This window comes from Allomesorhizobium aridi (assembly GCF_043769475.1).
Lineage (GTDB): Bacteria > Pseudomonadota > Alphaproteobacteria > Rhizobiales > Rhizobiaceae > Allomesorhizobium.
In genome coordinates this window covers 6,154,179-6,173,536 of sequence record NZ_CP171729.1, presented here as the reverse complement: position 1 = coordinate 6,173,536, position 19,358 = coordinate 6,154,179, and the positions used below count along the sequence as shown (strand labels likewise).

Annotated in this window: 16 protein-coding genes and 6 pseudogenes; 7 read left to right on the top strand and 15 right to left on the bottom strand. The window is 60.6% G+C overall.

Translation table 11 applies throughout. The features are described 5' to 3' along the window. Positions 1-97: 97 nt before the first annotated feature. The 4 genes and pseudogenes from ACG873_RS32455 to ACG873_RS32440 form a co-directional block, all read right to left on the bottom strand. A complete protein-coding gene (locus ACG873_RS32455; protein ID WP_417568630.1) occupies positions 98-808 on the bottom strand; it encodes a LuxR family transcriptional regulator in 711 nt (236 codons plus the stop codon). A 49-nt stretch (positions 809-857) separates the two neighbouring features. Further along, a complete protein-coding gene (locus ACG873_RS32450) occupies positions 858-1,163 on the bottom strand; it encodes a LysR family transcriptional regulator (RefSeq protein ID WP_394890080.1) in 306 nt (101 codons plus the stop codon). Positions 1,164-1,594: 431 nt separating this feature from the next. After that, positions 1,595-1,756 carry a hypothetical protein gene (locus tag ACG873_RS32445; protein WP_417568631.1) on the bottom strand — a complete coding sequence of 54 codons (162 nt, stop codon included), beginning with the start codon at positions 1,754-1,756 and terminating at the stop codon, positions 1,595-1,597. A gap of 4 nt (positions 1,757-1,760) precedes the next feature. After that, positions 1,761-2,159, bottom strand: a pseudogene (locus ACG873_RS32440) (IS630 family transposase); the annotation flags it as partial. Between the two features lie 83 nt (positions 2,160-2,242). Here ACG873_RS32440 and ACG873_RS32435 point away from each other — a divergent pair. From ACG873_RS32435 to istB, 6 genes and pseudogenes are all read left to right on the top strand, one after another. Continuing rightward, positions 2,243-2,698, top strand: a complete 456-nt coding sequence (locus ACG873_RS32435; protein WP_394890078.1) for an ArsR/SmtB family transcription factor — start codon at positions 2,243-2,245, stop codon at positions 2,696-2,698. A 38-nt stretch (positions 2,699-2,736) separates the two neighbouring features. After that, positions 2,737-4,074, top strand: a complete 1,338-nt coding sequence (glyA, locus tag ACG873_RS32430) for a serine hydroxymethyltransferase (RefSeq protein WP_394890077.1) — start codon at positions 2,737-2,739, stop codon at positions 4,072-4,074. A 52-nt stretch (positions 4,075-4,126) separates the two neighbouring features. Then, positions 4,127-5,302 (top strand): methionine adenosyltransferase, encoded by a 1,176-nt coding sequence (gene metK / locus ACG873_RS32425; protein ID WP_394890075.1) that lies wholly within the window; start codon positions 4,127-4,129, stop codon positions 5,300-5,302. 104 nt (positions 5,303-5,406) lie between these two features. After that, positions 5,407-6,393 (top strand): annotated as a pseudogene (locus tag ACG873_RS32420) (adenosine kinase); the annotation flags it as partial. Positions 6,394-6,533: 140 nt separating this feature from the next. Next, a pseudogene (gene istA / locus ACG873_RS32415) lies at positions 6,534-7,811 on the top strand (IS21 family transposase). After that, positions 7,811-8,457, top strand: a pseudogene (gene istB, locus ACG873_RS32410) (IS21-like element helper ATPase IstB); the annotation flags it as partial. The pseudogenes istA and istB, both read left to right, overlap by 1 nt. Before the next feature lie 279 nt (positions 8,458-8,736). On the opposite strand, the gene ACG873_RS32405 reads toward istB, so the two are convergent. From ACG873_RS32405 to ACG873_RS32385, 5 genes and pseudogenes are all read right to left on the bottom strand, one after another. Continuing rightward, entirely contained in the window at positions 8,737-9,864 is a 1,128-nt protein-coding gene (locus ACG873_RS32405) for an IS110 family transposase (protein WP_394890073.1), read from the bottom strand. A gap of 37 nt (positions 9,865-9,901) precedes the next feature. After that, positions 9,902-10,261, bottom strand: a complete 360-nt coding sequence (locus ACG873_RS32400; protein ID WP_394890032.1) for a hypothetical protein — start codon at positions 10,259-10,261, stop codon at positions 9,902-9,904. Between the two features lie 122 nt (positions 10,262-10,383). Continuing rightward, positions 10,384-11,964, bottom strand: coding sequence for a recombinase family protein (locus ACG873_RS32395; RefSeq protein ID WP_394890034.1), 1,581 nt, complete (start codon positions 11,962-11,964; stop codon positions 10,384-10,386). 67 nt (positions 11,965-12,031) lie between these two features. Next, positions 12,032-12,244, bottom strand: a complete 213-nt coding sequence (locus ACG873_RS32390) for a hypothetical protein (protein ID WP_394893841.1) — start codon at positions 12,242-12,244, stop codon at positions 12,032-12,034. Between the two features lie 109 nt (positions 12,245-12,353). Beyond that, a pseudogene (locus ACG873_RS32385) lies at positions 12,354-12,464 on the bottom strand (hypothetical protein); the annotation flags it as partial. 92 nt (positions 12,465-12,556) lie between these two features. Here ACG873_RS32385 and ACG873_RS32380 point away from each other — a divergent pair. Further along, positions 12,557-12,667 (top strand): annotated as a pseudogene (locus tag ACG873_RS32380) (ATP-binding protein); the annotation flags it as partial. A gap of 514 nt (positions 12,668-13,181) precedes the next feature. Here ACG873_RS32380 and ACG873_RS32375 read toward each other — a convergent pair. The 6 genes from ACG873_RS32375 to ACG873_RS32350 form a co-directional block, all read right to left on the bottom strand. Then, positions 13,182-14,498: a type ISP restriction/modification enzyme gene (locus ACG873_RS32375; RefSeq protein WP_394890072.1), complete on the bottom strand. Its 1,317-nt coding sequence runs from the start codon at positions 14,496-14,498 to the stop codon at positions 13,182-13,184. Continuing rightward, the gene (locus ACG873_RS32370) at positions 14,410-15,990 is read right to left on the bottom strand and encodes an N-6 DNA methylase (protein WP_394890071.1); all 1,581 of its coding nucleotides are present in this window, start codon (positions 15,988-15,990) and stop codon (positions 14,410-14,412) included. The genes ACG873_RS32375 and ACG873_RS32370 overlap by 89 nt, the downstream gene beginning before the upstream one ends. Before the next feature lie 520 nt (positions 15,991-16,510). After that, positions 16,511-16,750, bottom strand: coding sequence for a hypothetical protein (locus ACG873_RS32365; protein ID WP_394890069.1), 240 nt, complete (start codon positions 16,748-16,750; stop codon positions 16,511-16,513). A 68-nt stretch (positions 16,751-16,818) separates the two neighbouring features. Beyond that, positions 16,819-17,535 carry a transposase gene (locus ACG873_RS32360; protein ID WP_394890068.1) on the bottom strand — a complete coding sequence of 239 codons (717 nt, stop codon included), beginning with the start codon at positions 17,533-17,535 and terminating at the stop codon, positions 16,819-16,821. Between the two features lie 128 nt (positions 17,536-17,663). Next, positions 17,664-17,822, bottom strand: coding sequence for a helix-turn-helix domain-containing protein (locus ACG873_RS32355; RefSeq protein ID WP_394890066.1), 159 nt, complete (start codon positions 17,820-17,822; stop codon positions 17,664-17,666). Positions 17,823-17,951: 129 nt separating this feature from the next. After that, positions 17,952-19,340, bottom strand: coding sequence for a PLP-dependent aminotransferase family protein (locus tag ACG873_RS32350; protein ID WP_394890064.1), 1,389 nt, complete (start codon positions 19,338-19,340; stop codon positions 17,952-17,954). Positions 19,341-19,358: the final 18 nt, after the last annotated feature.

Here is a 19,358-nt window from a genome sequence, read left to right as displayed (position 1 = left end):
ATGATCCTGCCATTGGAGGCGAATGCGCCCGCCGAAACAGCCTGTGCACCTATGCACGCAGAAACGGGTTGTCAGTGGATTCCAGATCTGGCCTCGACTAGCCTAAGCCTAGTCGCGCGGCCGCCTGGGTGATCGTGCGCACGCCGAGCTTCTTCTTGGCATTGTCCAGATGGAAGGCGGCGGTGCGCGGCTTGATGCCCAGGATGCAGGCGATATCCCAGGCGGACTTGCCGCGCGCGGCCCATTGCAGGCACTCATATTCACGCGGCGTCAGCAAAACGCCGTCCACCGTGCGATTGCCGGACAGCTTGCGGCGAACGTGAATGTGAAAGCAGGTCGCCATGAGCTGAAGAGCTTGTTCATACCGTTCAGCGACCCGGAGAAACGCCGGATTGGGCTCATCAGCGGCAAAGGTAACTGCGGCAAAGCAGCCGCGGCGATCGACGATCGGGATCGTCAACCCACAGCGGATGCTGAACTCGGCCGCTTCGCCGAACAGCCTCTGCTGAACCTGCGATGTCGCAAAGCCGCGCATATCCGATCCCCATCGAAACGGGCATCCGCCACAACGCGCACGCATGATGACCGGATCGATCTTCTGATAGCGGTTTTGCAGGTAGTGCGCGGTCCAGCGTGCCGGATAGTTCGAGATCAGCTTGGGCTTGCCTGAACGCTGCGGCGGCAAGGCCAGATAGGCGAAGGTGATCAACTCGAGTCCAGCGGCCGCACCAGCCATGGCTGTTCGGAAATCCGCCTCATCGACGCTTTCCGACAGCTTTTCCAGGAATGTCTCAAAGACAATTTGCATGTCCTTCGCCATTGCTCCGAGGTCAATCCCGCGATCCGTCGGCAGCGCGCTACACTGACGTGTAGACGCGACGGTCAGCTTCCTGGCATGAGCTAGGCCTATCGCCCGCCATCTGACAACCGTCTCTACAGGATGCCGCGAGGTTCGCATGGTTGCCGCGCCGGCCGTCAACCGGACGCCATCGCTTGACCGTTCGAACTGCGAGACGCTCTTCCAACTGTAAGATACAACGGCTCAACGTCGACTGCTTGGCGCGAAGCGCTTCGGCCCCGCGTCGGAAGCTGCCATGATCGGCGGCTGCCGTCGCGTAGCGGAGCTGCCGAAGTGGGACGTGCCACCCGGATATGCGGATCACCTCCTTCGCAGATCCTCGATCGCGGAGGCACTGCAATCACTCCCGTCAAGCACTTTGAGAATATCGCCCTGCCGGTAGGGAGGAACACCGGCAGGGCGCGCCGCGCGAAGGTCGCGGCCGCGTGACGACCGGACAGCGGTGGCGGACTGTCTCCTTGTGTAGCGAACCTCGTTTCCATCGAGTTCAGATCAGAGAGGCCGAGACGATCACGGGAACGCCCTCAGGTCGTCTCTGCGAATTGCGGAAGGATGACGCATGGCAAAGAGAGATTTGTGCCAAAATACGTCGGCTGCTGAAACGCGAGCCGCATATGCCGTTGTGGTTTGAAACATCCTTGCCGGTTTCGATAAGAAGACGCGCGGAGAAAATCGCGCTGGCGGACTTTCTGGCACCAGCAGATCTTTGGCGCCGCTTAGCACGACGCCGGGCGATCAGGGCCCTTGGGGAAGGTGGCGGCCGAGGTTCGGCCCGCCTTCCGCACCTGCACAAAGCCGACCTTTGTTGACGCAGTCGATGACGACATAGAGGTACAGCTTGCCTTCAGCAGTCTGCACCTGGGCGAAGTCGAAGCGGACGTAGCCCGCGCCGAACACGGCAAGTGGTGCCGTGACGGATATAGCTATGGGTTCGGCGCTCGGGAATGCCGGGCATCATCGGCAGGACGGGCTTTTCCCCGTCGAGCGGCTGGATCTGGCTTCTCATCGACGCTGAGAACAAGCGCCCTGTTGGGCGGTGATAAAGCCGATATCACGGACTTTGTCGACGAACAGCGGATCGCTGGAAAGCGAGAACGTCTGCGAGCGATGCGGCTGCAAGCCGAACGCGGCCCAAATCCTGCGGATCGTCGTGGGCGAACAAGCCAGGCGCATCGCCCGTGGAGCCGATCGACGAACGGGTGGCGTGCGGTTGGCGTCGAGCGCAGCGTTCGCTCGATCATGCAGCGACCTGATCGTCATCGATTGTGCGCGGCCTGCCAGGCCGCGCTTCATCCAGCAGGCGTCAACTCGCTCCGCTTGCAGGGGTTGCAACAGATTCTTCAAAGAAATTCATGGACACTTAGCAACTCCAAACGACTGGGAATGCTAAGCAACAGCATAATTGATCGAAACCTGAAGCATCTGCGGAAAACGCCAAATGACAAAGTCAGCAGGACGAGTGCTCAGTTTTTTTATGTGGCTGGATGCTGTCCAATGATGACACTGGTCAATCGTCTACGGACGGCAGCGCATCTTGATCGCCTTCGAATCCTGGGCCTTTGCGCGCATGCGGACCTAACTGTCTGCGAGCTAGCGGAGATTCTGGGTCTGAATCGCAAGCACGTGGTGCGACACGTCCGGCTGCTCGCCAGAGCCGACTTTCTTTGCTGCAACGAACAACATCCGTGGTTCTCGTACCATGTCAAAGCAGGAGGCATGGACGGCGGGCTGGTTCAATTTTTGGTCGATCTCCTGCCCCACGGCGATGGCCATCATGAACGAGACCTGCAACGCCTCGAAGCGATGCAAGACGCGCGGTCTACGGGACCGAGTGCTTGATGGTGAAACAGATCAATCCAGTTGGAGCGCGAACTACCATGGACAACTCCGCCGACGGCGCCATCGCGCAGCCCGACACCTACGGACGGTCACCCTTGGCCGCGGTCGATTGCCGCGTTCACGAACTGCTTCTAAGACAGGAGCGGCAGGAGCGGACGACGCTCAAACTAATCGCTTCTGAGAACTTTGCCTCCTCGGCCGTGCTGGAAGCGACCGGCTCGATTTTCACGAACAAGTACGCCGAGGGGTACCCCGGTGCGCGCTACTATGCAGGAAACGGGATCGTCGATGAGCTTGAAAACCTCGCCATCGAGCGCTTGAAAACATTATTTAGCAGCGAACACGCCAACGTCCAGCCTTATTCCGGCTCGCCGGCCAACCAGGCTGTCTATCGCGCGCTTTTGAGCCCCGGTGACAAAGTCATGGGCTTGCCCATTCCGGAAGGGGGCCACCTGACTCATGGCTGGGCCGTCAACTTCTCCGGCAGTGATTATCAACGCGTCCCCTATGGGCTGCACGAAAAGACGCAGCAAATTGACTATGACCGCCTGCGCGAGACAGCCAAGCGGGAAAGGCCCAAACTGATTTGGGTCGGCGGAACTGCTTATCCGCGCGCCTTTGACTACGCGGCAATGGCCGAAATCGCTCTGCAGTCGAATTCCTATCTCGTTGCCGACATTGCGCACATCAGCGGCCTGATTGTCGCAGGAGCGCATCCGAATCCCGTGCGCCATTGCGACGTCGTCAGCAGCACGTCTCACAAGTCGATCCGCGGTCCCCGCGGTGGCTTCATTTTGTCGAGGAATGAAGATCGCTATCAAGCGCTGTATCTTTCGAAGAGCAAATACAACCTCGCCAAACGGATAGATCGCGCAGTCTTCCCTCAACTGCAGGGCGGACCCCACATGAATATCATCGCCGGGCTAGCTGTCGCTTTGCAGGAAGCCGCGAATCCGTCCTTCCGTACCTACGGTCAGCAGATCGTCAAGAATGCCAAGGCTCTTGCCCAGGCGCTTCTGGACCGTGGTTATGACCTGGTCACCGGCGGGACTGACAATCATATGCTGATCCTTGATCTCCGCGATCAACCCCTGTCAGGCAAAGCCTATGCCGAGCGACTAGCAAACGCAGGCATCATCACGAACTTTAATATGGTGCCGGACGACCCGCGCGATCCCGCGGTCACAAGCGGGATTCGCTTGGGCTCGCCAGCAGTGACGTCAATGGGCATGCGCGAGGATGAAATGGTGCAGATCGCCGCTTTCATTGACTTGGTCTGCCGCCAACCCCACGACCCAGATCTTCATGCCAGCGTGCGAAGAGACGTTGCGGACTTCTGCGCTGCGTTCGAGATCCCCGGCATCACCGACAGGTAAGGCGGGCTAATCAAATGCCCTTCCAACTCCAGCAACCGAGGCGAGGCATTCCATGACTAGGCAGTTCGTATTCTCTTCCGAATCCGTCGGCGCGGGCCATCCGGATAAGCTGGCCGATAACGTTTCGGATGCCATCCTCGATGCGATTCTCAGCACCGACCCAAAGGCGCGCGTTGCTTGTGAAGCGTTGGTGAAGACAGGGCTGGTCGTTCTGGCTGGCGAGATCACCAGCGATGCGCGGATCGACTACAGCCAAGTTGCCCGCGATACGATTGTCGATATTGGATACGATGACGATGCCATCGGCTTTGACGGTCGGTGTTGCGCGGTCGTTGTAGCCCTCACCGAGCAGTCGCCTGACATTAGCCAGGGCGTTGACGAGGGACGAGGACTGGATCTGGACCAGGGTGCAGGGGATCAGGGTCTCATGTTCGGGTTTGCATGCAGCGAGACCGATACAATGATGCCCTTGCCGATCCAGCTCGCTCACCGCTTGACGAAAAGGCAGGCAGAGGTCCGGAAGGCGGGACAGCTTAGCTGGCTGCGCCCGGACGTGAAGTCTCAAGTGTCGGTACGCTACGAAGGTCTCCGCCCGGTGGCGCTGGACACCATAGTCCTGTCGACGCAGCATGACGAGGAAGTCGCGCATGACACAATCCGGGAAGGCGTCATTGAGGAGATCATAAAGCCGGCCTTGCCGCCCCACTTGGATACGACGGGGACCCGGTTCCTCGTCAATCCAACGGGGCGGTTCGTCGTCGGGGGGCCGCGCGGCGACTGCGGCCTCACTGGACGCAAGATCATCGTCGATACTTACGGTGGGATGGGGCGTCACGGCGGCGGCGCCTTTTCGGGCAAGGACCCATCCAAGGTTGACCGCTCGGCCGCCTATGCGGCCCGGTATGTCGCGAAGAATGTCGTTGCTGGCGGACTGGCGCAGGTCTGCGAGGTTCAGCTTGCTTATGCGATCGGCGTGGCCGCTCCGGTTTCTGTCCTGGTCAATAGTTTTGGGACCGCGAGGATCGAGGAAGAAAGGATCGAGCGCCTCATTCTTGAGCTGTTCGATCTCAGACCTAAGGGCATTATCAACATGCTTGATCTCTTACGCCCGATATACCGCAACACTGCGACGTACGGGCACTTCGGCCGTGAAGACCCTGAGTTCACGTGGGAGAGGACGGACAGAGCCGCCGACCTGCGGCGCGAGGCAGGACTCGCAGCTGCGTGAGGGCCGACGCCGGCTCGATCGCCATGCGAAAAGCCATTCCAATTCGCTAGAGCCGCGCCCAGCCGGCATGGCAGAAAGCCGTTAGTCGTTTGTCGGAGACATTGATGCCGGAATATGACGTGCTTTGCATCGGTAATGCCATTGTCGACATCATCGCACAGTGCGACGAGGCTTTCCTCGAAACCAACGGCATCATCAAGGGCGCGATGAACCTCATCGACGCCAGGCGCGCCGAACTGCTCTACAGCCGCATGGGGCCCGCGATCGAAACTTCGGGCGGCAGCGCCGGCAACACCGCTGCTGGCGTCGCGAGCTTCGGCGGCCGCGCGGCCTTCTTCGGCAAGGTGTCCAAGGACGCGCTCGGCGAGATCTACACCCACGCCATCCATGCCCAGGGCGTGGCCTTCGACACCAAGCCGCTCCAGGGTGAGCCGCCTACCGCCCGCTCAATGATCTTGGTGACGCCGGACGGCGAGCGCTCGATGAACACCTATCTCGGCGCCTGCGTCGAACTCGGCCCGGAAGACGTCGAGGCCGACAAGGCCGCCGGCGCCAAGGTCACTTATTTCGAGGGGTATCTGTGGGATCCGCCGCGCGCCAAGGAGGCAATCCGGCAGGCCGCCAGGCTGGCGCATGCTGCCGGGCGCGAAGTGTCGATGACGCTGTCGGATTCCTTCTGCGTCGACCGCTACCGCGACGAGTTCCTCGACCTCATCCGCTCGAGCACCGTCGACATCGTCTTCGCCAACAGCCACGAGATCAAATCGCTCTACCAGACCGCTTCCTTCGAAGACGCACTCGCTGCCGTCCGCAAGGATTGCAAGATCGCCGCCGTCACCCGCTCGGAAAAAGGCTCGGTGATCGTGCGCGGCGACGAGACCGTCACCATCAAGGCGAGGGCGATCAAGGAACTGGTCGATACGACCGGCGCCGGCGATCTTTATGCCGCGGGATTCCTGTATGGCTACACGACCGGGCGCAGCCTCCAGGATTGCGGCGATCTCGGCTCCTTGGCCGCCGCGCTGGTGATCCAGCAGATCGGTCCGCGGCCCAGACAGAATCTGCGCCTCGAGGTCGAACAAGCGGGCCTGCGTCAGGCGGACATTTCAAAGAATAGCTGCCCACCTCCCCCTTGTCAGGCTATCCAGGGGAGCGCTTCTGTCGGGCGAATTGAGAAACTGACCCCCTAACGAAATGAAGAACTGACCCCCTCGGTTGAGAGGAGGCATGGATGACGGTTGGGATTTCGGCGATTCCTGCATTGTCGAGAACGATGCAGGGAGAGGAGATGCTTCAGCCTGAAGAGGTGGCAGCGATGCTGCGGCTGCATGAGCTTGGCTGGGGAGCGAAGCGACTGGCGAAGGAATTCGGGTACGCGCGCAACACGGTGCGTCGGTATCTGCGCGAGGGGGTTTCGCAAACCTGTGCGGCGGACCGCGTTTGACGGGCTGGACGATTGGCTGCGGGAGCGCTTCTTCCGCCATGGCGGCAACGCCGATGTGGTGCGCCAGGAACTGGCGAGCGAACATGGGATCGTCATTGGGCTTCGTTCTGTGGAGCTTCGGGTGCAGCATTGGCGTCGGGAGTTGAAGGCGCAGAAGCGCGCGACGGTTCGGTTTGAGACGGCGCCGGGATATCAGGTGCAGATCGACTTTGGCGACACGCGGGTGTGGATCGGCGGCGAGCGTGCTCGGGCGCACCTGTTTGTGGCAACGCTGGGTTACTCGCGTCGGCTGCATATCCGTCCCTCGCTTCGGGAGGGCCAGGCGGACTGGTTCGAGGGGATGGAAGGAGCTTTCCTTCGCTTCGGCGGGGTTCCAACGGAAGTGCTGTTCGACAATCCGAAGGCGCTGGTCGACCATCACGATGCGACGACGCGGGAGGTGCGGTTCAACGCGCGGCTGCACGCCTTTGCCCGCTACTGGGGATTTACGCCGCGGGCCTGTGCGCCCTACCGGGCGCGTACGAAGTGGAAGGACGAACGCGGGGTCGGCTACGTCAAGCGCAATGCGATCGCCGGCCGCCGGTTCGAGAACTGGGCGGCGTTCGAGGCGCATCTGGACCGGTGGACGCGCGAGATTGCCGATCAGCGTGTGCATGGCACGACCGGCGTGGCTCCTGCCGAGCGCTTTGCCGAAAAGGCCGGGGCGCTTCGCCCGCTCGGCGGACGGGCGCCGTTTGGGCAGCTGCGGGACCTCGTGCGCAAGGTCCAGGCGGACTGCGCAATCGACCTGGACACGAACAGTTACTCGGTTCCCTGGCGGCTGATCGGGGAGAGCGTCCAGGTCGTGGTGCTGGGCGGCCGCGTTATCGTGCGTCATGCGGGCGAGGTGGTGGCGGATCATGCCTTGTGCCGGGGGCGTCGCAACGGATTGTCGAGCGCGCCCATCTTGCCGGCGTGGTCGGCGCTGCGGGGCCGGTGCGATCGGCGCCGGCGGAGATCGTTGCGCCTTCCGCTCTGTTGCGGCCGCTGGCCGAATATGAGGCGCTGGTGGGAGGCGGCTGGTGATGACGGCGGTCGATCACGAGATGTTGGTGGCTCAGCTCGACCGGCTGAAGCTAACCGCGATCCGGGACCAGCTCGACACGCTGCTGGACGAAGCGGCGCGTTCGCAAATGACCTTGCGCGAGGCTTTGGCCTTCCTGGTGACGCGCGAGATCGCGCGGCGCGACGAGCGGCGGATCTCCATGGAAGGCAAGATCGCGCAGTTCCCGTTTGTGCGCGAACTCGACGGCTTCGACTTCGACGCGCAGCCGTCGCTGGACCAGCGCCAGATCCGGGAGCTGGCGACCTGCCGCTGGATCGCCCATGGCGACACGGTCCTGTTCCTGGGACCTCCGGGTACGGGTAAGACACATCTGGCAGTAGCTCTCGGGCGCGAGGCGATCCGGCAGAACCATAGCGTCCAGTTCGTCACGGCGGCCACGCTGGTGGCGATGCTGGCCAAGGCCCATGGCGACGGTTCGCTCGAAAAGCAGCTGACGACCCTGTCGCGGCCGAAACTGCTGATCATCGACGAGCTCGGCTATCTCCCGTTCGAAGCCAATGCCGCACATTTCTTCTTCCAGCTGGTGTCGCGGCGCTATGAGCGGGATCGATCCTGATCACCTCCAACCGCTCGGTGGGTGAATGGGGCAGCGTGTTTGGCGAACCGAAGTTGTCATGATGCCTCCAATGAAAGAACTCAAGGGGGCTAATCGCGTCCACCTGGCGGATTTCCTTGGGTTCGGTTGCGTTTTGACCGGCACTGTGGCTGGTCGGCTAAATCTCCACCGTCCGCTGGACTGGCGTCCTTCGGTTCTCGAACCATTCTCCAATCCGTGACCCTGATGCCGTTTGTCTCTGGCTTCGGTCACATAGTGGCGTTCGGCTCCCGGCTTCCTATTCTCCTTCAGGAGCGCAGCCCGGCACTGCCAGGCTCGCTAGAGCATCATCAGGACAGCCGGGATATCGTTGACGCGCATCCTTGCCCGTTGTGGCCGCGCTGTTCGTAAGGGCGCTGCTCGCGCAGGAGCTGGAATGCGATCGTCAATAGTTTTCGCGCTATCGCCACCCTGGCCTTGTTGGTGCCGTGGGGCTTCAGGCGCTCATATTGTTCTCTCAGTTGCGGATCGGTGGCGACGGCTGGACCAATCGCTTCGACAAAAGCCCAGCGCAGCCATTTGTTGCCCTGCTTGATGATCTTGCCATGGTAAGTCTTGCCACCGCTCGCATAGGTTGACGGGACAAGGCCGGCATAGGCGGCAAGTTTCTTGGCCGAGCGGAAACGGCGGATATCGTCGATCTCGGCGTCGATCAGTCGGGCGAAGAATTCCCCGATGCCGGGAATTGTCTTCAGCAGCTTCACATTGGTGTTCTCTCGCGTTAGCGCCCGGATCGTCGCTTCCGACTGTTTAATCCGCGCATTGATGTCGTCGACGAAGGCGAGGCTGCGGTCGATCTGGATGCGATCGATCGGCGAGACAGGCAATTCCGCCAATTGCTTGCGCCCGGTCTTGCCGAACAGATCGGCGAGCTTCTTGAGCCGGACCGTCTGCTCCGGATAGCGGTCGAAGACTGTGACGACGCGGTTCTTCACCATGGTGCGCAGCCGCACGTAAAACATACGCTCGCGTAGCGCCAGGCGCAGTTCCCGCGCTTGTTCGCTCGGCGCCCAGGCTTCGGGAACAAGATCGGCTCGCAGCAAATGCGCCAGCACCGTCGCGTCGATCTTGTCCGTCTTGATCTTGGCGTCGGCGATCGCCTTCACCTTCAAAGGGTGGGCGAGCCAGTCGTAGATGACCATCCAGTTGCGGGTGGCCTCGACGACAGCATGGGAGTTGTCCCTGTAGCGATCCAAAAACGCCGCGATCGAATGGCGGTCGTTCTTGACCCGCCCCGAGCGCAGCGTTCGCCCGGTTCCATCCTGAACGACGAGATGGCTGTAGGATTTGTGGTAATCCACGCCGATGTGATAATCGTAAGGCACGGTCGCACTTCCTCCGTTATTGAGAGTCTCGAAACCCCAATACGGTACGCCGCAAGGTAGGAAGTGCGACTGTCCCTCGAGCACCATCAACATCTTTGGCGATCCGTTCTTCCAGTAAGCGCGGCCTCTTTCATGCCACCTCCTTCTTTGATCGCCTGTTGCGTGCGATCCGCGCCCGCAGCGTGTTGATCCGGTCATCTGAGAGCTCGATTTGCCACGGCTGTCCCTTCGTGAGCTGGTGCCCCTCGAGCCAGCCGCGTGCGAGATAGTCGAAGACGGTTTGTGGTGTGACGCCCAGGGCGGCGGCCGCCCCTTGAACAGAGTAGGTTCCATCTGGCCATCGGTCGGGATTGGCGCTCGTCCCGTTGATCTTGACGGTGGGGATGCCCCAACGTGTCCGCAGAAGCCAGACATTCTCACCTTTGAACGCGCAGCCGCGTGCTGCGACAAAGCCTTCCGCGTTCAAGGTCGCCGCGATCTCCTTGTCCATTTTGCCCGCGGCGTTAAGTTGGATCACACGGCTCCGCAGCCGCTCCACATCGATGTAGTCGCCATAGGTGTGGACTCGCCTTTGGAGAGAGTGCTCGCTTGTCGCTCCCGTCTGCCACAGTGTCAATCGGCGCGCAAAGTTGCACGCCGGATAACATGCCACAGGATCTTGAACCAGACCTGACCCTGAAAGCGCTTCTGGTCGAGGACGACCTCGCAGATGATGCAGCGCAGGATGCCCTTGCGCTCGGCTGCCGTTGTTGAAGGGGCGTGCCAGATGCCGGGCAGATCTTCGCCCAGCTTTTGCAGCGCCTGGCGATCCGGTTCATTCAAGACCAGGGGCTCGTCGGACCGCCAGCGTTCGTAATCCTGTTCGATCGCCTCGGCGGCGCGAAGCTTCTCTTCCCAGCCGCGTTCCAGCGACCGTGCCACCAGACGGTTCTCAGGCTCGACCGCATCATATTGGCGCCGTGCACGTTCTGCCTCATAGCGCGCCCGCTCGCGCCGCAGCGCCCACTGCCGCTCAAGCTGACGCGTCTCCTCTTCGATCTGGCCAAGGGCGGCGATGGCGATGACGATCTTGTCCGGTCGCAAGGCCTCGAGCAGGATGCTTTCGACGTGCGCATCGACGGGCAGCGCACGCACTTCCTGGCATAGCGGCCCGCCCTCCTGGTCGCGGTCAGCGCGACACGTATAGACGGGGTAGTCGCCCGCGGGACCACTATAGCGCAGGCTCATCCGGCGACCGCACCGTCCACAAACGGCGATGCCCTGCAGCAGTGCCGCTCCCTTGCGCGGCACGCCGGAATGACCGGCTTCGTAGCGATTGATGTTGTTTGCCAGTCGCCTCTGGTTCTCCATGAACTCCTCCCAGCCGATATAACCAGGATGGGCAGCCTGAAGGCAAACCTCCCAGTCGGCGATGGGGACCTTGGTCGTCCTCGGACGATAAACGCCATGGCGAATCCGCCCGCCTGCCACCCGCCTGCGGCCATAGACATACGCCCCGGCATAGGCAGGATTTTGGAGAATGCTGAGCACGCGCGAACTATCGGCCTCGCGCCACACCACATCGTGCGGCGCCGGACCGAGGAGTGGGCGCACAGGCAGTGGCAGATCGTTCTTTCGCAGGTATCGCATCACGGCCCGCGCACTGTGAAGCTCGCGGAACTTGGCGAAGACCAGGCCGAGCCTCGCCTGCACCTGCTCATCGGGATTGAGAATGATCTCGCCCGAGCGATCATGAGCCAGTCCGGCGGGAACGGGAAGGCGTAGCTCGCCACGCGCCGCCTTCTGACGCTCGCCCTGATGGAGGCGCTGCCTGATCTGGTGCAACTCCGCCTCGCTCATGATGCCGGACAAACCGAGCAGCAGGCGGTCATGGTAAGCGCAGGGATCGTAGAGACGTTCGCCGTCGGCAATGATGACGCCGAAGAGCGCGCACAAATCGAGGAGCTGATGCCAGTCGCGATTGTTGCGGGCAAGCCGGGACGCGTCGAGGCTGATGACGAGGCCGGCGTTGCCCAATCCGATCTCGGCAATCAGCTTCTTGAAGCCCACCCGCTCAACGGTCCCGGCTCCGGATTTGCCAAGATCTTCATCGATGACGTGCACGCGTTCATGCGGCCAGCCGAGGGCGACGGCACGATCGACGAGGCGGTATTGCAGTTCCGTGCTTTCCTGATGATGCCGCACCTGGTTCACGGAAGACTGGCGGACGTAAATGTAAGCGAGCTTGCCGCGATGCGCAGCAGTGACGCACTCGTCCGGTCTATTCGACGTTCTCAACATGCCGATCCGCCGCTATCGGCGCGCCCGTCGATCGCATCCGCAAGAGAAGCCGCGCGAAGCCCTGCGCGATCTGCTTCTGCCTCTCCACGGGCAAGTTGAGCCAAAGACTCGGCAGAGTGATGATACTCGGGTTCGGAACTTTGGTGGTGGGGGTCTGGGACGCGACACGATACAGATCTGACTGGATGTTCATCGCGAATCACCTCCTCGATAGGGGAGGCCAACGTGCTGTTCAAATGGTGCAGCAATGTGAGCAGCGTTCGCACGTTGATGTGGGCCAACGCTTTCGAAGCGCCTTGTTCTTCCGGTGACGCCGCTGCAAGGTCGGTCACCGAGCGCCGAATTGAACGGCGGCGTCCGTCAGATAGTCGAACAACAACGAAAGCCGGACCGCGCGCAGAACGGGACGACACCAGCTCCAGACGCTGACCCGCTAGGCCGTGACGCGGGTCGATGACCGTCAAATGAGACACCACCCCGTCGAGAATGGCGGCAGCCTCTGATGTTTGGTGACCCGACCTACGCCGACGCCATCCTCGAGCGGCTCGTGCACAACGCCCACCGCATCGACCTCACAGGCGAAAGCTTGCGTCGAAAACAGCCCAACAAAGCTTGACACCACATGCGAACGAAATGACAACAATCACGCCAGCAGAGCCCCAGCCCCAGCGGGCGAGATCATCTCGGAATCCGGGGGCGGAATAATCTCGGAACAAAGGGGCGGCTTCGTCGGAATCGGCAGCTTGGCGCCTAAAAGTTCACCTCGTCCGGCTGAATGCCAGACAGGAAATCGAACCAGTCCTTGTCGGTAACGGCGACGAAGATATTGAGCGCACACACCACCATGTTTATGAGGACGCCAACGCAATACAGCCACGGGAGCGAGTGATCGCGGCCACGTACTTAGTAGCGAGAAGCTATTCGTCCAGCGATACCCCCGTTTCGCTCGAGAACGATCGGGCCGTTAAAATACCGATCGGCGGCGGTCTGCCAAGGTCGAAAATTCCGGTTCACGACGCCTTTCATATCCGCATCTTATACAACCTTAGCGGCTGATTAGTCGGCATTTCCAATTCGTCGGAAGTCCGACGAGCCCGGCCGCCACGAGCACCACTCCAAGCTTTCACACTCTACTCGGCAGCCTGAATAGAGGGCATTTCATTGCCGACGATCAACGCGTCTTCAACAGCGGCTGAATACAATTCGTCCATTTGCGGCTCTAACGCCGAAAGCGCCGTGAGACGGAGAATCATGTTGCGAAGCGATCGCTGCTCCTCCAGTGTCATCGGCCTCCCCTGAAGACGAGTGACGTGACGATAGCCAAGCCATTTCCGGATGGTCTGATAGCCACCGAATTCGCTTCGCCATGCCGTGATAGGAACGTTGGCGAGATACACATTATTGTTGATCCAAAGCTCTCCGCTGACATCGTCGGTTTGAACGAAACGTCCCGGCGCTGCCCCGAAGTAGGAAATAGTAACGCGAAGGTCGTCAGCGCTTATAGGGTGACCGTCTGACCGCCGGATCGCCGCGATGCTGGCGAGTTTATCACGGCCGAGTATTTCACGAACCCCAGACGCTGAGTCAGTCGAACAGTCCATGAGCGCAGCGACTAGACCACCCAACTGACCGAGCCGTCGAACTAGCGCCGAATGTCGCGGTATTGGCACCCGAGCCCAGTCGGCGCCCAACGCGCTGGCATGGTCCAAGCGATAGGCAGGAGAGTTCATGATCGCCAAACAAATGTGGATCAACTTGCTAGCACAGAGGTGGGCATCGGAGGTTTCGAGCCCTCCCATCGCGCCCCAGGCTTCGCGAAGCGCGGCCCAAATTTCCGGCGATAAGTTGGCCAAACGGGCGCCAGCCAGGGCGTCTAGCCTGATAACAGCAGGGATGGCTACCGATCCGCGATCATGAACATGCAGATCCAGGAGTGTCCGGGAAAAGAGCGGTCTCGCTTCCGAGACCTTACGTGGCTCGGGCACCGCGATGAGGAAGCACTCGCAATCAACATTGGCCGCGAGCGTCTCTCGGGGCCTGTTCAGGAGATTGAGCCTGTCTTCATAGTAGATCCAGCGCTGGTCGAATGGAAACAGGAGGTATGGCTTGAGACGGCTCTCATCGAAACCGAGCTTCCGAAGGCCCTTCCAGACTATCTCCGGCGTATAGTTTGCGCGTGGCATAGCCAACGCCGGACAAGCGCTTGTCGCGTATGCAAAGCTGTCTGCGCCAATATACGCCGCTATGCGATCTGCCAGGAGCTTCTTGTCGACGTCTATGACGCTGCCGGTGATACCTCTATTAGGATTGATTCCCTGTATCCGAGTCGGAAATATCTCTTCGAGGCTCGGCCAGGCCTCATAGCCCGCTGCTTGCGCGTGCGGTGCTAGCCGCCAACGATTCTGTCTTGTAGGATTTAGCCGCACATACGGCACTGCGCTCTTCATAGAGAGCAACTGCGCTCTTCATAGAGAGCAATTGCTGGCGTTTCGAGGCCGCCCTGCCCCAGAAATCGCGATAGTGAACTACGGTTTCTTCCGGTTTGGAACGTTCTGCTCCTCTCTTGAGGAAAGTTGCGATGGCAACGCCCGTCTGGATACCTCTTGAGTCACTCTCAGTGGTGAAAACACTCTGGTCGGCAGTGCCTGCACCTGCAATTCCCGCAGGGATGACTTTGCCAGTCCGGTACTTGTCACCGTTCAGATTGTCGATCCAAATTTCGTGAAAGTTACGAAGGAGGGACTCTCGCATGATTGGGTGAGAACGCCCGGTTAGCCACGACGAGTTGGTGATCAGGGATACCAGCCCGAAATCGCGCTCCTCTGCAATCTCCCGTTCAGCCAGCCTGTAGAATCTAACGTACAGGTCATTGAGAAGCTGTTTGCGCACGCCCCAGTGGCGAAACAACAAGGTTGTCCGTTCCTGCACAAGTTCCGTGACGCCGTCGCGTCGTCTTCGTTCAACATAGGTGACACCTTTGTAGTGATCGATCAGCCCGGCCTCCTCCTCCATCCTGACTGCGGCCTGACGGTCGTACGGCGGATTGCCAAGTATGACCACAATATCAGCGTCCTGCTTGATCGATTGCGCAGCTTCGAATTCTTGCTGGAGCTCGGGGAAGTTGAGCTGAAGCTGCCGCCGATCACTCCATCCGGTGAGAGCGTTGGTCAGAAAGATGCCAAGCCGCTGATCGTTCGGCGGCGGTGCTCTTAGGTCGCTGAGCATGACATAGAGCTGAAGTTGTGCGATCGCGAACGGCGCCGTGAGAACCTCAAAACCAAAGATCCGGCTCGTTAGTGCCCGGAGCAGCGAAAGACCGACGAGTGCTTCTTCGCCAGTCGCCCGCAGTTCCTCGGCAATGCAACGTGCGGCTTCGAGGATGTAGGCCCCAGTCCCGCAACACGGATCGAGGAGAACCACGTTTTCATCTGCCAACCCGAGCGGACGGCCGAGTTCCTTCTTAAGGAGTTCGTGGGCTCGCCGCACTTGGTACCGAACCACCTCGGGAGGCGTATACCACACGCCCATAGTCTTCTTGAGCGCCGGATCGAAGGCTTCCAGGAACGGTTCATAGAAGTAAGTCATCGCCGCGCTGGCGACATCTCCGTCTGACAAGGATGGAAAGGTCATCTGCTGGCGGAAAACTTCAAGATCCACCCGGTTCAACGTGTCAGTTGCACGGTCAAGATGGCGTTCCAAATCGAGATGCCTTAGTCGGCTCGGGTTTCGGAATTCGTGAAACAGGCCTGCTAGGAAGGGAATGCGGAGATATCGGTTTATCCGGTCCCAACTGAAACTGGTACCGTCCTGCTCGCGCTGCCACAGCGCCCATGCCGCGAATAGACCGTAGAATGCCGTCTGAATCAGTGTCGACCTGAAGAACTCACGTCGCGCCGACCACAAAGAAACCGTTCGAACCAGCTCCCGGTCGGCTGGCATCACACGAACCGACCCGGCACGACTGTGGCCAGCGCGGCATAACACCAGGCCGATTTCGCTAACGTTGCAGACAAGAACTAACGCCCGTACGGGCAAGATATCGGCCGATCTGATCGTCCCTGTCTGTCGAGATAGCGAGTTGTTGAATGCTCGTGCTTGGAGTTTTTGCTTCGCCGTATGCGGCGATCAATGCCCCGTCAGCAAGGACGAAGTCCGGCCGATCTCGTCCCTTGTCTGGACGGAGCTCGCAGGTTCCCGTGCGAACTTCGAACGGAAGCTTTACATGTGATAGCACAGTGGCAAGAAGCTGCCGGATCCAGGGATAATAGCTTTCCTCTGTGACGCAGGGTTGTGCAGCGAGTGCACGCGTTTGACGCTCGTAATCCTCAAGCGCGGCTCGAATTTCCTGCACTCTCCGTCTCCACCAGGGTCCCCAGGCAGAGATTTAATCATAAAATTAGTAAACGAATATTGATTCGTCCCCAGCTAGATTACCTTGTGATCTGCTATTGGCCACATATCATCGATCCGCACGTTCAAAGGACCTGCTGAAGAATCTTGCCGACTCGCTCACTTTGCCGCTACCGCCGCCGATATCGCGCTTGGGTGATCGGTCGTGCTTCGTCTCAAGCCGGAGCTTGCCGACGGGCGGACGGCCGCAATCCGCTCCATCCTCCAGGCCGTTGTTCGCGTCAGCGGCAATGTTGAGCTGTTGAGCAAAACAGGCTTGAGGTGACATCGGGAAGCTGGCCGACGTCATCCTTCCGGGCGATCTGGCGTCCGCTCGTGGCGCCATAGCGGCTGACAATCTGGAACTGCGCGATCGGTTCATTGCCGAAGTGCCGCAACTGACCAGCGCCGAGGTCGGCGCGCAACCAGAATTGCGGACGAAGAACCCCCTATGCCACGGCGGCCCGGTGGAAGAAATCGGCCGAAATCTTCTCCGTCCAGCATCGCGGCACGGGAGATTATCCGGCCTTCCAGTTCCGGGATGGCAGACCGCACCCTGCGATCAAGCAGATCCCTGCAGGCGCTCCCGCCCGAGCTTTCACCTTGGCAGAGGGCGCTGTGGTTCGTTTCGGCGCGAATGGCTGGCTTGAAACAAGACGCCAGCTGAGATTGAGGTCGTGCCGGTTTCTGAGACAGGGGCATTGCGAGGAGTTTCTGCCAGGCCTCGCACGCCGCGTCGATGATGGCGTCGTAGGTTTCGAAGACTCGCTTTGAGAGCCAGTTGGAGCGCGGGTATGGCCAGAGGTTTTCCACCGGGTTGAGTTCGGGGGATCGCGACGGCAGGAAGATCGGCGTGATGTTCTCCGGCACGTCGAGATTTGCCGTTGTGTGCCATCCAGCGCGATCCATGAGCAGCACTGCATGCGCGCCCTTGGCGACATGGCGGGTGATCTCGTCGAGGTGGAGCTGCATGGCTTCGGTGTCGGCATGCGGCAAAGGCCAGGGCAGCACCTTTGCCGCGTGCCGGGCAGATGGCTCCGAACAGATAGGCGTTCTTGTAGCGCTGGTCGGCGGGCTGTCGCGGACGCGTGCCACGTCTTGCCCATTGCAAAACCAAAGCCGTTCCTCTGGCCGATGCGGGCTTCATCTTGGAACGATATCTCCACCCGTGTGCCTTTCGGCAGGTCGGCCAGATGGGTCTTCAGCGTGTTCGGGGAATTTTTTTATGCCTCGACGATCTCGCCATCCTGCGCGGGGTGACGCGGCCGGGCGCTCATGTGCGAGAAGCCCAGCTTCTTCAGCAGTGTCGACACAAGGCGCTCGTGATACTCGACGCCGAAGAAGCGCTCCTTGATGACCCGCTGAGATCGACGCGCCGCCACCGCACAACTCGGGCCCAAACATTGTGTAATGTTTTTCATTCGCATACATGCCGCAAGTTCATCTGATCTCAGGGGTTCTTCTTTTGGACGGATTCTCAAGAAGCGATAGTTCAATGCGATCGAACTCGGTCAGGCGACGGAAACGACGTTTGCTGGCCGGTGAGCAAGGATATCGCGCAGAATCTGAAGCACAGTAGAGAGTTCTTCGAGATTCTTCGGCGCGCCGAGGCAGATACGGACTGCAGCGGGGTGAACCTCACCTACCGCCGAGGCAATAGGTGGTGTTACTAGAATGCCATGCACTCGCGCAGCGGCGGTAAATTGATCGGCCGACCATTCTTTCGGCAACGGCAGCCACCCGTAGAAGGCTGGGAACTGCAATTTTGGGGCGTTGGGAAAGACGTCAAGGAACACACGGTAACGCTCGAGCGCCTGCCGGCGCCGCTCACGAAGCAGTTCTTCCAGCTTGCCGTTTTCAATCAGCCGCACCACTGCCTCGCTTAGCAGCGGAGCCACAAACCAGGCGGAGGCGTGCAGGAGGAGCTCGGCCTGAGCAATGTACGCGGTCGGGACGGTCAATGTGCCGAGCCGGAAGCCAGGCGCAACGCATTTGGAGTAGGACGTCACGTAGAAGGTGCGGCCCGGTGCCAGCGTGGCGATCGGCACGGGACGCTCGGGAAAGAAAAAGCCGTAAACGTCATCCTCGATTACGATGAGATCAAGCTCCTCGGCCAGTTCAGCGATGCGCCGGCGCCGGCCAAGGGTCATGGTGCGAGCCGTTGGGCTCTGGAGCGTTGGCATGCAATAGAGCACCCGCGCGCCGGACGCGCGGCAGGCCTGTGTCATCGCCTCAGGATCTAGTCCCTCTTCATCCATTTCAACGGGCACCAAGTTGAGATGGCTGGCTGCAGCAATTGCCTTGAAGCCGGAATAGGTGAAAGCGTCCACCAAGATGCTAGCGCCGGGCTTTGCCACCAGGCGCAGGGCGATGTCGATGGCGTGCTGGGCGCCGTTGCACAGGAACAGCCGTGCCGGCTCGAGGGTGAAGCTGTTGTCAGACAGCGAGGCTGCGATGACTTCTCGGTGCCGCCGAATGCCGCCGTGGGGATGGTATCCCAGTAACGGTGCAAGATCTTGCTCGCGCGCCACCTCCCCAAACAACGCGGACAGGATCTGCGTTTCGTTCCCCTCGGCGGGCATATTCAGCGCTAAATTGACTGATTCGTGTCTTGCCGCCGCCTCGGCGCGGGCGGCGAAACGGCGACGGACGAAGGTGCCCTGTCCGACATGGCCGCTGACGATACCGCGTTGTTCGGCCTCCTGATAGGCCTTAGCTACGGTTCCGACGGACAAGCCCAGCTGCTGGGCCAACTCCCGGTGCGGCGGCAGGCGGTCCCCATCGGACAGCAGGCCGTCGGCGATGCCCTGCTCCAGAGCATTGACCAGTGCAAGGTAGCGCGGCCCCTCGGTGGCGAGCTGCCGTGGCCGCCAGCCCGAAAATGTCTCATCCAAGCTCATGGTCCGCGCTCCTTTTCC